11 protein-coding genes are annotated in these 11,747 nt (G+C 63.2%); 6 read left to right on the top strand and 5 right to left on the bottom strand.

What is annotated here, in order from left to right; all coding sequences use genetic code 11:
* Positions 1–43: 43 nt before the first annotated feature.
* Positions 44–979 carry a zinc-ribbon domain-containing protein gene (locus tag SM765_RS06210; RefSeq protein ID WP_274837551.1) on the top strand — a complete coding sequence of 312 codons (936 nt, stop codon included), beginning with the start codon at positions 44–46 and terminating at the stop codon, positions 977–979.
* 119 nt (positions 980–1,098) lie between these two features.
* Here the strand turns inward: SM765_RS06210 and SM765_RS06205 are convergent, their stop codons facing one another.
* From SM765_RS06205 to SM765_RS06195, 3 genes are all read right to left on the bottom strand, one after another.
* The gene (locus SM765_RS06205) at positions 1,099–3,738 is read right to left on the bottom strand and encodes a TIGR02302 family protein (protein ID WP_274837550.1); all 2,640 of its coding nucleotides are present in this window, start codon (positions 3,736–3,738) and stop codon (positions 1,099–1,101) included.
* 75 nt (positions 3,739–3,813) lie between these two features.
* Positions 3,814–5,079, bottom strand: a complete 1,266-nt coding sequence (lysA, locus tag SM765_RS06200) for a diaminopimelate decarboxylase (RefSeq protein ID WP_274837549.1) — start codon at positions 5,077–5,079, stop codon at positions 3,814–3,816.
* 74 nt (positions 5,080–5,153) lie between these two features.
* Positions 5,154–5,741 carry a TetR/AcrR family transcriptional regulator gene (locus tag SM765_RS06195; RefSeq protein WP_274837548.1) on the bottom strand — a complete coding sequence of 196 codons (588 nt, stop codon included), beginning with the start codon at positions 5,739–5,741 and terminating at the stop codon, positions 5,154–5,156.
* A 141-nt stretch (positions 5,742–5,882) separates the two neighbouring features.
* Here SM765_RS06195 and SM765_RS06190 point away from each other — a divergent pair, with 141 nt between their 5' ends.
* The gene (locus SM765_RS06190; protein ID WP_274837547.1) at positions 5,883–6,776 is read left to right on the top strand and encodes an SDR family oxidoreductase; all 894 of its coding nucleotides are present in this window, start codon (positions 5,883–5,885) and stop codon (positions 6,774–6,776) included.
* A 168-nt stretch (positions 6,777–6,944) separates the two neighbouring features.
* On the opposite strand, the gene SM765_RS06185 is transcribed toward SM765_RS06190, so the two are convergent.
* A complete protein-coding gene (locus SM765_RS06185; RefSeq protein WP_274827590.1) occupies positions 6,945–7,121 on the bottom strand; it encodes a hypothetical protein in 177 nt (58 codons plus the stop codon).
* A gap of 99 nt (positions 7,122–7,220) precedes the next feature.
* Entirely contained in the window at positions 7,221–8,615 is a 1,395-nt protein-coding gene (gene argH / locus SM765_RS06180) for an argininosuccinate lyase (RefSeq protein ID WP_274827589.1), read from the bottom strand.
* Between the two features lie 20 nt (positions 8,616–8,635).
* Here argH and SM765_RS06175 point away from each other — a divergent pair, with 20 nt between their 5' ends.
* The 4 genes from SM765_RS06175 to SM765_RS06160 all read left to right on the top strand — a co-directional run bounded on the left by SM765_RS06175 (position 8,636) and on the right by SM765_RS06160 (position 11,637).
* Positions 8,636–9,199 (top strand): TlpA disulfide reductase family protein, encoded by a 564-nt coding sequence (locus SM765_RS06175; RefSeq protein ID WP_197492318.1) that lies wholly within the window; start codon positions 8,636–8,638, stop codon positions 9,197–9,199.
* Between the two features lie 109 nt (positions 9,200–9,308).
* Positions 9,309–9,695, top strand: a complete 387-nt coding sequence (locus tag SM765_RS06170) for a hypothetical protein (RefSeq protein ID WP_065272492.1) — start codon at positions 9,309–9,311, stop codon at positions 9,693–9,695.
* Positions 9,696–9,708: 13 nt separating this feature from the next.
* On the top strand, positions 9,709–10,656 hold the full coding sequence (locus SM765_RS06165) for a sterol desaturase family protein (RefSeq protein WP_274831427.1): 948 nt from the start codon (positions 9,709–9,711) through the stop codon (positions 10,654–10,656).
* A gap of 141 nt (positions 10,657–10,797) precedes the next feature.
* Complete coding sequence (locus SM765_RS06160; RefSeq protein ID WP_065272490.1) at positions 10,798–11,637, top strand: EAL domain-containing protein; 840 nt, start codon at positions 10,798–10,800, stop codon at positions 11,635–11,637.
* Positions 11,638–11,747: the final 110 nt, after the last annotated feature.

Raw genomic sequence — 11,747 nt, 5'->3', positions numbered from 1 at the left:
GCTGAATTGCACCCGGAAGACTCCGGGTCCAAGGAGACCGAGAATGCGCCTGACATGTCCGAATTGCGCTGCCCAGTACGAAGTGCCGGATGACGTTATCCCGGAAGAAGGACGCGATGTTCAGTGCTCCAGCTGCGGCACCACCTGGTTCCAGCCCGCTGCAGGCGCCAGCGCAGAGCCCCCTGTGGCCGAGGACACAGCCCCAGAGCCTGAGGGCACACCAGAGGTATCCGAACAGGTCGCCAAAGAAGAAGCCATCACATCAGAGGCCGCAGCCGAGGAAACACCTTCCCCAGAACACGCTCCCCATGTTGAAGAAGAGCAGATACCCGAGGCGGCAGAGGATCTGACCACCTCCGAGGAGCTGCCAGCCGAGGAAGAGGACGAGCCGGAAGAGCCTGCCCCCGCCCCTGACATGGATGACGAAGCCGAACGCGCCGCGCGGCGGCAGCGGGGCCTGGACCCGGCGCTATCGGACATCCTGCGCGAAGAGGCAGAGCGCGAAGCCTCCCTCCGCGCGGCCTCTGCGCCTGCACAGGGGCTGGAGAGCCAGCCCAATCTGGGTCTGGATGATCTGCCCGAAAACGAACAGGCTCTGCGCGCCCGTCAGGCCAAGGACCGGATGGCCCGGATCAAGGGGCAGGACCCGCGTCAACTGGCAGCCGAAGCCAGCGGACAACGCCGGGGCGTGCTGCCGGATATCGAAGAGATCAACTCGACCCTGCGCGCCGGGGATGCCGCCGCCGTTCAGGCCGCTGCCGAGGACACGCCAGTGCCACGCAAAAGCGGCTTTGCACGCGGCTTTGCGCTGACCATCCTGCTCGCGCTGATCCTGATGATGATCTACACCAACGCCGCCAAGATCGCCGAGGCGGTACCGCAGGCCGATCCTTACCTCAGCAGCTATGTCACCTGGGTCGATCAGGCGCGGCTGTGGCTGGATGCGCAGGTCAAGGCGCTGCAAACACCGCAGCCCTGATCACCGCTGCCGGTCCGGCAGGCGCATTGATCGATTGCCTTAGGGACCGTCATTTCCTTAGGGACCGTCATTTCCTTAGGGAATGCCACGCATAGGGTCTCAATTCAGCCCTAGCCGCTTCAGAACCGGTCGAACAGCCGCTGCAGATAGTTGCGCTCTTCCTCGCTACGGCTGCGATCCTGCGACCGGCGACGGATTTCCTCCAACAGATCCCAGGCCCGGCCATGCGCTGAACCCCGGTCCGGAACCGCACCTCTGTCGCCATTGTCCATGCCGCTGGCGCGTCCCAGCGGATCCAGCCCCTCTGCCGAGCCATTGGGCTGGGCCTGTCCCTGCTGTCCTTGGTTCTGTCCCGGCTGCTGGCGCTGTGCCATAGCCTCGCCAAGCGAGCGCATGCCTTCGCGCAGGGCCTCCATCGCATCGGATTGCTGGTCGATGGCCTCGGCCAGATCGCCGTTCCGCAACGACTCTTCGGCACCCTCCATGGCGCGGCCTGCCCGATCCAGCGCATCGCGGGCATTGCGCCCTTCCTCGCCCCCAAAGGGCAGGCCGTCACGCTGACGTTCCAGTTCGTTCCGCAGGGCCTGCTGACGCTGAGCCAGATCCCCCGCGCTGGGATTGCCATCCGCGCCAGAGCCGCCCTGTCCCGGCTGGCTTTGCCCCGGATCGCCGCCGCCACCCTGCTGCTGGCCGGATTGTTCGCCACCCTCACCGGTACCGCCGGTTCCATCGTGGCTCTGTCCACGGCCCTGACCGCCGTTGCGGCCCTCGTTGCCCTGGCTTTGACCGCGCTGTGCATCGCTGTTGAACTGTTCCTGCAAATCGCGGAAGGCCTGATCGGAGAGGCCCTGCTGTTCGCGCAGGGTCTCGGCCAGACCTTCCATGGCCTGCCGTCCCTGATCACCACCCTGCTGGCCTTGCTGGCCGCGGGTCATGCGCATGTTTTCCATCATCTGCTGGAATTCGCGCAGGGCCTGCTCGGCCTCGGCCATGCGGCCCTGTTCCATCAGTTCCTGGATGCGGTCCATCATCGCCTGCAGGTCATCCTGGCTGAGCTGCATCATGTTCTCGGGCATCTCACCCGGTTCCATCATCTCGCCGTTCTGTTCGGCCTGCCGTTGCAGCTGTCGCAGGTAATCGTCGGTTGCTTCGCGCAGCTCCTGCATCAGCCGGGCGATCTCCTGATCGCTGGCGCCTTCGCGCATGGCCTGGCTCAGCCGTTCCTGAGCGCGTTTCATCCGCTCCAACGCGTCGCCCACATCCCCTTCCTCCAGCGCGATGGCCAGATCCCACAGCGCCGCTGCGATGTCTTCCTGCGCAGGGGGTGTCAGTGCGCCTGCCGCCAGATGGCTTTCCAGCCGCCGCAGAATGCCGCGCAGGCGCAGATAGCTGCCCGCATCGCGGAAAATCCCATCGGGGCGATGCGACACCGCCCGCAGGATCTGCGCCACCCGCGGCGCATTGGCCCGCGCCCAAAGGATATCACGGCGCTGCTCGGCTACCGAGGCGGCCAGCGGATCAAAAAAGCGCCGCGCTGTCAGCGGCGCGCCAAAGGGGGCTGCCGTTCCGCTTTGCCCCGCCGCGTCCTGCGCGGTGAAGATATAAGTGACCGGCAAATTGGCCCAGGGATGCTGCGAGAAGTCCTCGATCAGGCGTTCGGTGAAATCGCTGCGCCCGCCGGTGAGAGGCAGCGGCAGATCCAGCACGATATCCTCGCGCGGGTCCGGCTCGGTCTGCAGTCCGTGCCGACGGTCCAGCGCCGCAAGATCCAGCGAGATCCGCACGGTGCCGCCGACGACGCCGTAATCATCCTGCGCCGCGAATGGCAGGTTCAGCGCACCTTCGGGGCCTAGATCCGGCGCGCCCGCCACCGCAACTGCAGGCGGTGCATCCGGCGTCACCGTGACCAGCCAATCGCGCCCACCCTGCCCGGCGATAGCCAGCTGCCCTTCCTGACGGACCTCGAATTCCTGCTGCGGATCGGTCGCCGGGGGTAGTTCGCCAGTGCGGGCGGAAACGGTTTCATCCAGCGTCAATGCGCCGATCTCACCATAGAACCGCAGGGTGATTTGGCTGCCCTCGGGCAGGGTCAGCTCCCCGGCAGGCTGATCGTTGAGGTAAAGAACCGGCAGGCCCGTGTAACGCGGCGGTGCGATCCAGCCTTCCCAGGTCGGCCCGTTCATCGCTGAGGCCGCGCCCGGTGTCATGCCACTGAGGCTGCTGACCCGCCAGAACGAGCCGAAGACCAGCGCCACGACCAGCGCCAGCAGCGCCATATACCGCAGGGCAAAGGGATCTGCCGCTGCGATTTTCAGATTTGGAGAGGGCGCGCGGGCCTGCCGCGCCGCTGTCGCCATGCGCCGCTGATGCTCCTGCCATAGGGCCGCCGAGGCCGGGTCGGAAGCGCCAATCGCCTGACTATCCAGAAGCGCGCTGACTGGTCGCCCCGGCAGGGTTGCGTCCAGCCGCGCCAGCGCCGCCGCATGGCTTGGCCAGGAAAACCGTTTGATGCCCCAGATGAGCGCCAGCCCCAGCGCTAGCACGCTGAGCACGGCACCAGACCAGACCAGTTCGACCGGTAATTCATCGTGCAGCCCCAGCATCACCGCCGCCAGCGCCAGCATCAGCACCGATGCCGCAGGCCACAGGGCGCGCAGCAGCTGCTCCGCGATCATGCCCGCCCGCGTCAGGCGCAGGGGCCAGCGCAGCGGTTTCAGACGCGGGTCAGCCTTGGGGAATGCAGCGTCGGATGCGGCCATTTCGGCGATGCCTCTCTGCGCGGGTGCGGGCGCGGTTGCGGGGGTGCCCCGACCGCGAAAAGTCCGCAGCCGCGATCAGAGCCATTCCGGAATGGTATCGCGGTTTATCATTTCGTCAAAGGTCGGACGTCGGCGAATAACCGCGAATTGATCCCCATGCACCAGTACCTCGGGGATCAGGGGGCGCGAGTTGTATTCGCTCGACATCACCGCGCCATAGGCTCCGGCGCTGCGGAAGGCGATCAGATCCCCGGCAGCCAGCGGCGGCATATCGCGCTGCTTGGCAAAGGTATCGCCGGATTCGCAGACCGGCCCGACGATATCATAAGGCTGGCTTTCGACGCCCGGCTCCGGTTCGATCACTGGCACGATATCGTGATGCGCCTCGTACATGGCGGGGCGGATCAGATCGTTCATGGCCCCATCGATGATCAGGAAATCACGGCCCTCGCCGGATTTCACATAAATTACCTTGCTGACCATTAGCCCGGCATTGCCCGCGATCAGGCGACCCGGCTCGATCTCGATCTCGCAGCCGAGGTGGCCCAGCGTACGCTTGATCAGGGCGCCATACTCCATCGGCAGCGGCGGCGCCTCGTTCGAGCGGGTATAGGGAATGCCAAGCCCACCCCCCAGATCGAGGCGGCGGATGTCATGACCTTCGGCGCGCAGGGTCTCGGTCAGCTCCGCAACCTTCTGATAGGCGGCCTCGAACGGGGCCAGCTCGGTCAGCTGCGAGCCGATATGCACGTCGATCCCGATCACCTCCAACCCCGGCAGGCTGCCGGCATGGGCGTAGACCTCGCTGGCGCGGGAAATCGGGATGCCGAATTTGTTCTCGGATTTTCCGGTGGCGATCTTGGCGTGGGTCTTTGCATCGACATCCGGGTTGATGCGGATGGTGATCGGCGCCCGGGTGCCCAGTTCCAGAGCGACCGCGTTGATCACCTCCATCTCGGGCTCGGATTCCACGTTGAACTGGCGGATGCCACCGGACAGGGCGCAGCGGATTTCCTCGGCCGTTTTGCCAACGCCGGAAAAGACGATCTTGTCGCCCGGCACACCAGCCGCCTTGGCCCGCAGGTATTCGCCCTGACTGACCACATCCATGCCCGCGCCCGCCTGCGCCAGCGTCTGCAGGATGGCCTGGTTGCTGGCCGCCTTCATCGCAAAACAGACCAGATGCTCGGTGCCTTCCAGCGCCTCGTCGAACAGGCGGAAATGCCTGAGCAGCGTCGCGGTGGAATAGACATAGAACGGCGTGCCTACGGCGGCGGCGATTTCAGCCACCGGAACGTCCTCGGCGCAGAGCGCGCCATCGCGGTAAAGAAAATGATCCATGTCTTGGCGATTAGACCAAAAGAGGCCGCCGGATCAATGGAATTTGTCCTGCTACAGCGCTGTCCACTGCGCGTTTATCCCCGCAGCCCCGATGCGATCATGGTAAAGGCGGTCTCGCGCCGCAGGGTGGCGATCTTGGACCCCGCATCGAACAGGCTCAGATGCAGGAAAACCCCGTCCAGCATCGCGATCACCGCCCGCGCCAGCGCCATCGGATCGCAGTCAGCGCGGATTTCCTGCGCTTCGGCAAGATCTGCGAAATGTTCTGCCCAGTGCCGGGCCAGCCAATCGAAAAACCCGTCAATGATCTCTAATGCCCGAGGATCCTTGAACCCCGGTCCCAACACTTCAAAGATCAGCGATGTCATATCACGCTGCGCCAGGATCACCGTCTGGCGCAGGCCATCCAGATAAAGCTCAAGCGTCTGCGGGGCGGGCAGCAGGGTGATCTGGCCCCTCAGCCCGTCGAAATATTGCCCGATCAAGCTCAGGATGAGGTCATCCTTGCCGTCGCAATAAAGATAGAGCGTGCCCTTGGCCACGCCCGCGGCCCTGGCAATATCGGTCATTTTGGTGGCCTGATAGCCCGTGCGCGCAAAACACATCATCGCCGCCTCGAGGATCTCAGCCCTCATTTTATCCTTGTCGACGATCTTCGGCATTGCCGTTCCTTTTGGGCCTGATTGCACGGAATGCATAGCGGGGTTGACCTGTCCCGGCATATAAATGACTTGCGGGTCAGTCATGCGGCCCCTAGATAGCGCGCTATATCTGACCAATTGGTCAAAAATGGATTAGTGTCAATGAGTGAAAATCAGAAGATTGCATTTGTCGCCGGTGCAACTGGCCATCTGGGGCGCCATCTGGTGGCGCAACTGTCGGCCCGGGGCTACTCCGTGCGGGCACTGGTCCGGTCCGGCTCGGATACGTCCGGGTTTCCCCGAGGTGTTGAAATCGTCACCGCAGAGGCCACCGACCCGGCCAGCCTCAGCGGACTTATGGATGGGGTGGAACTCGTTGTCTCGGCCTTGGGGCTGACCCGGCAGACCGACCGTGTGACCTATCTGGATGTGGATTATCAGGCCAACCTCAACCTGCTGAAAGAGGCGGTGAACGCCGGGGTCCGTCAGTTTGCCTATGTGCATGTGCTGACACGGGGCACCTCCACCTCTGATCTGGTGGCGGCCAAATCGCGGTTCGTCGGCGTGCTGCAAACCGCCCCGCTGCAGGCGTGCGTCATCCGCCCCAACGGGTTCTTTGCCGATATGGAAGAGATCCTGTCGATGGCGAAAAAGGGCCGGGTCTGGCTGATCGGTGACGGATCGGTGCGGATCAACCCGATTCATGCCCGCGATCTGTCCTGTGCCATTCTTGATGCCATCGAAGCCGGGGAGGCGGATGTGGAGATCGGCGGCCCCGAAGTGCTGAGCCTCGATCAGATCGCAGAACTGGCCTTTGACGCCCTCGGTAAACCCGCCCGGATTACCCACCTGCCACTGTGGCTGGGCCATGCGGCCCTATCAGTGATGAAACGTTGCACCCCGCGTCACGTCTGGGGGCCGTTCGAGTTTTTCCTGGCCTCCTGCCAGCAGGACGCCATCGGACCGCAATATGGCAGCCGGTCGCTGGGCGATCACTATGCTGGGATTTGTTCAAATCGTGCCGGGACAAAGGTTTCGGCGTTCAGTTCCCGATAGAAACGCCAACCCGGGCGTACCCCGAAACTGTCACACCCGACCCGGGTGTCTGAGACGCAGAGCTACCGCTTGCGGTACCCGCAGTGCGTTCAGAGGCCGACGGCTCACATCCCGCCAAAGCGACCACGACCGGCAGCCAGAGGACGGCGCAGGCCGCGCGCGAAGGCATCAGAAGCCCAGAAGAAGGCTGAACGGTCCCTGCTGCACGCCAACGCTGCCCCCGGCATGGACACCGCTGGTAGAAACCCCAACCCCGGCATTGAGTGTGGGGCGCACCGGCTCTCCATCCACGCCACAGGCCGCGAGTGTTGTGGCAGCGACGAAAAGAACAACAAGAACGCGCATCGGAGAGAAGCCCTCAGCTCGGGTGGGTATTCATTCAATATGGGCGGGGCGCTGGCCAATCACAAGCGCCCCCGCCACAGGATCTCGGCGAATGGCTGCTTAGCCCGCCAGGATCTCTTTCCAGCGCTTCACCTGCGCGCGCACCTGCGCGGGCGCTGTGCCGCCATAGGACATGCGCGAGTTGACCGAGTTTTCGACTCCCAGAACGGTGAAGATATCCTCGGTGATGCCTTCGTGCACGCCCTGCATGTCCTCAAGACTGAGGTCAGGCAGATCGCAACCACGGCCCTCGGCCATCGCGACCAAGGCGCCGGTGACATGGTGGGCATCGCGGAAGGGCACCTTCAGAACCCGCACCATCCAGTCGGCCAGATCGGTGGCGGTGGAGAAACCCGAACCTGCGGCGGCAGCCAGCGACTCGCGGTTGCCAGTCATATCCTTGACCATGCCTTCCATCGCAGCCAGCGCCAGCATCCAGTTGTCGGCTGCATCAAAGACCTGTTCCTTGTCTTCCTGCATATCCTTGGAATAGGCCAGCGGCAGGCCCTTCATCACCATCATCAGCGCGGTATTGGCGCCGAAGATCCGGCCCACCTTGGCGCGGATCAGTTCGGCCGCATCCGGGTTCTTCTTCTGCGGCATGATCGAGGAGCCGGTGGAGAAGCGATCCGAAAGCGTCACGAAGCGGAACTGGGCCGAGGACCAGATCACCAGCTCTTCGGCAAAACGGCTGAGGTGCACGGCGCAGATCGATGCGGTGCTCAGGAACTCCAGCGCGAAATCGCGATCCGACACGGCATCGAGTGAGTTTGCCGCAGGACGGTCAAAGCCCAGCGCCGATGCGGTCATGTCACGGTCGATGGGGAAGGAGGTGCCAGCCAGCGCCGCCGCACCCAGGGGCGATTCGTTCATCCGGGCGCGGGCATCACGCACGCGGGACAGATCGCGGCCGAACATTTCCACATAGGCCATCATGTGATGGCCCCAGGTCACCGGCTGCGCGGTCTGCAGGTGGGTAAAGCCGGGCATCACCCAGTCGGCGCCAGCCTCGGCCTGATCGACCAGCGCCTTGATCAGCGCCAGCAGTCCCTTTTCGGCAGCGTCGAACTGATCGCGCACCCAGAGTTTGAAATCGGTCGCCACCTGATCGTTGCGCGACCGGCCGGTGTGCAGACGCCCGGCGGGCTCTCCGATCACCTCTTTCAGGCGCGCTTCGACGTTCATATGGATGTCTTCCAGCGCGGTAGAGAACTGGAAGCTGCCGCTTTCGATCTCTGACAAGACCGTGAGTAGCCCTTCCCGAATGGCCTCGGCGTCGTTATCCGTAATGACGCCTGTCGCGGCCAACATGGCGGCATGGGCTCTTGAGCCTGCGATGTCCTGGGCTGCCATACGCTTGTCAAACCCGATCGAGGCATTAATTGCCTCCATGATCGCGTCAGGGCCAGCGGCAAAGCGGCCGCCCCACATCTGGTTTGAGGATTGATCTGTCATGGCTGAACCCCGGAGATAACATGCGTCTGTTTCGTCACCTCACCCTTTATATGGCCCTTGCCTTGGGTGCAAATGCCGCCTTCGCCGCAGATGTCGCGACGCTGGAGGCGCTGCGCGCCGACAGTCTGAAACGGCTGGTCGTCCATTCCGAGCCGCGCCCCGTCTCTGACGCGGAGTTCTTTCTGGAAAACGATGGCGGCACCGCCACGCTGACCGATTATCAGGGCAAGATCGTTCTGCTGAACTTCTGGGCGACCTGGTGTGCCCCCTGCCGCAAGGAAATGCCGCAAATCGCCGAGTTGCAGGAAGAGTTCGGCGGCGAGGACTTCGAGGTTCTGACCATCGCCACCGGGCGCAATTCCCCTGCTGGTATCGTCAAGTTCTTCGAGGAAAACGGCATCACCGGCCTGCCCCGCCACACCGATCCGAAACAGGCGCTGGCCCGCAACATGGCAGTGATCGGCCTGCCCATTACCGTTCTGATCAACCGCGAAGGCGAAGAGGTTGCCCGCCTTCTGGGCGATGCAGAATGGAACAGCGACAGCGCCAAGGCGATCATCAAAGAGATGATTGCAACGCATTGATCTGCGCATCCCGCAACGGGTCCAGCCGCGCCCCGATCACGGCTTGACCTCACGCGACCTTTGACAGGCTCCTTCCCGGTCCGCCAATGTAGGGATCAGGGAGGAGCATATGCCACTAGAGATCCTGCTGATCATGGTTATCGGCGGCGTCAGCGCGGTCGCCGCGATCCTACACCTGTCGGGCCGCTCGGCGCAGACGGTGCTGTCGGTCGAGGACGCCCGCGCCGAGTGGCATCGCCATTTCCCCGATGATGTGATTCACCAGGTGCTGATCGCCGAAAACGGCCACGCCGCGCTGGTTCAGACCGAAGGCGGAACCGGCCTTCTCTGGGCCTTTGGCGCCGACACCGTGGCGCGCCATCTTATTGATTTTGATGTCTTTGAAACCGGAACCGGCCTCAGGCTGGAGTTCCACGATTTTGGCACGCCGGGCGTCTCGCTCTCTCTTGCGCCGCACGAACGCGCAGACTGGCAACAGATGATGATCCCGTCCTGAAGGAACCCCGCCGATGAGCGATCCAATCTCTTACCCCGATGTGACCCAATACGCGGTGCCGTTCTTCATCGCGGCGATCCTGGCCGAGTTCCTGTGGATCGCGATCAAAGGGCGCGGCGGGCGGTACGAAACCCGCGATGCGCTGACCTCGCTGATCATGGGGGCGGGCAGCGTCGCGGCAGGGATCCTGCTGGGTTTCATCGCCTGGGCGTTCTTCATGGTTCTGTGGCGGCTCACGCCGCTTGATATGGGGACGTCTATCTGGGCGGTGCTGGTCTGTTTCGTGCTGGATGATCTGCGGTACTACTGGGTGCACCGGTTCGGCCACCGGGTACGTTGGGTCTGGGCCAGCCATGTGAACCATCACTCCAGCCAGCATTACAACCTGACCACCGCGCTGCGGCAGACCTGGACCGGCACCTTTACCTTCATGATGGTGGTGCGCGCGCCGTTGGTGCTGCTGGGATTCCACCCGGCGCTGGTACTGTTCGTCGGTGGCCTCAATCTGATCTACCAGTTCTGGATCCACACCGAAGCGATTGGCAAGATGCCCCGCTGGTTCGAGGCAGTGATGAACACCCCTAGCCACCACCGCGCCCACCATGGCCGCAACCCGCGCTATCTGGACTGTAATTATGCCGGCGTCTTCATCATCTGGGACCGGATGTTCGGCACCTTTGTTCCCGAGCAGGAGAACGACCGCGTCGATTACGGCCTTGTCCACAACATCGGCACCTTCAATCCGCTACGGGTCGCCTTTCACGAATGGGTGGGGATTTTCCGTGACATGACCCAGCCCGGCCTGACCCTGAAACAACGGCTGCTTTATGCGCTGGCGCCGCCCGGCTACAGCCACGATGGTAGCCGCGACACCAGCGAAACCATCAAGGCGAAATACCTGGCCCGCAACCCGGAGGACCGCGGCACGCCGGGATTTGAACAACCAGCCGACCCGACCTGACAGACCGGGCCGCGACATCAGATGCGACTTTTCCTAAAGTTTTAACTTTAATCCATGGTTCACCCTTTTGTCCGAGAGTGCAAAGCAACGCATAGTTTCCATGCACATGATCAGGCACAGGTATAGCCAGGGGGCAAAACAGTGAAACACAGTCGCTGGAAAAAAGCGGACCTGCCAGAAGGCTCAGAAAACCCACTGAACGCAGCGGTAGTATCCCGCGACCGGTCCACATTGGATATGGTTGCCGAGGCGGTGAAGCATGACCAGACGATGCTGGCCTTCCAGCCGGTCATGCAGGCCATGCCCCCGCATCAGACCGCCTTTTATGAGGGTTACATCCGGGTTCTGGATGCCACCGGCCGGGTGATTCCTGCCCGTGACTTCATGCATGTGGTCGAGGAAAAGGAAATCGGCCGCGCACTGGACTGTCTGGCGCTGCAGCACGGGCTGCGGGCGCTGATGAAATCGCCCCAGATCCGCCTGTCCGTGAACATGTCGGCGCGCTCCATCGGCTACGGCCGCTGGATGGACGTGCTGAACCGCTTCCTGAAGAAAGATTCCACCATTGGCGAACGTTTGGTTCTGGAAATCACCGAAGCCTCGGCCATGGCCGCGCCAGAGCTGGTCATCGACTTCATGGAGCGGCTGCAGAAACACGGCATCGCCTTTGCGCTGGATAACTTCGGGGCCGGCACCACGGCCATCGCTCACTTTCGCGAATTCTTCTTCGACGCGGTCAAGATCGACGGTCAGTTCATCCGCGGCATCAGCGGCAATCCGGACAATCAGGCCGTGACCTGCGCCCTGGTCGGCATTGCCAAGCAGTTCGACATGCTGGTGGTTGCCGAGTCGGTGGAATCCGAAGCCGATGCGCAATACCTTGTTTCCATCGGCGTCGACTGCATGCAGGGCTTCCTGTTCGGCGCCCCGACGGTCAGCCCGCCCTGGCTGGAGGAACTGAAGGAACGCAGCCGCGCCTGATCCGCTGCACTGCAGCGTTCGGGAATAGCCTCCTTGTTTCAGGGTCTTCTGTGCATCTGACCGCATGACCCCCAAAAAAGAGCCACCGTCACCGGTGGTTTTTTGCGCTT

Origin of the sequence: Pseudophaeobacter sp. 1A09344, from assembly GCF_041008745.1 — a bacterium.
Classification (GTDB): Bacteria; Pseudomonadota; Alphaproteobacteria; order Rhodobacterales; family Rhodobacteraceae; genus Phycobacter; species Phycobacter gallaeciensis_A.
This window is presented reverse-complemented; position numbering and strand designations above follow the sequence as displayed.

Coding starts and splice junctions, on each gene's coding strand:
- SM765_RS06210 (WP_274837551.1), top strand. CDS start 44: ATGCGCCTGACATGTCCGAATTGCGCTGCCCAGTACGAAGTGCCGGAT.
- SM765_RS06205 (WP_274837550.1), bottom strand. CDS start 3,738: ATGGCCGCATCCGACGCTGCATTCCCCAAGGCTGACCCGCGTCTGAAA.
- lysA (WP_274837549.1), bottom strand. CDS start 5,079: ATGGATCATTTTCTTTACCGCGATGGCGCGCTCTGCGCCGAGGACGTT.
- SM765_RS06195 (WP_274837548.1), bottom strand. CDS start 5,741: ATGCCGAAGATCGTCGACAAGGATAAAATGAGGGCTGAGATCCTCGAG.
- SM765_RS06190 (WP_274837547.1), top strand. CDS start 5,883: ATGAGTGAAAATCAGAAGATTGCATTTGTCGCCGGTGCAACTGGCCAT.
- SM765_RS06185 (WP_274827590.1), bottom strand. CDS start 7,121: ATGCGCGTTCTTGTTGTTCTTTTCGTCGCTGCCACAACACTCGCGGCC.
- argH (WP_274827589.1), bottom strand. CDS start 8,615: ATGACAGATCAATCCTCAAACCAGATGTGGGGCGGCCGCTTTGCCGCT.
- SM765_RS06175 (WP_197492318.1), top strand. CDS start 8,636: ATGCGTCTGTTTCGTCACCTCACCCTTTATATGGCCCTTGCCTTGGGT.
- SM765_RS06170 (WP_065272492.1), top strand. CDS start 9,309: ATGCCACTAGAGATCCTGCTGATCATGGTTATCGGCGGCGTCAGCGCG.
- SM765_RS06165 (WP_274831427.1), top strand. CDS start 9,709: ATGAGCGATCCAATCTCTTACCCCGATGTGACCCAATACGCGGTGCCG.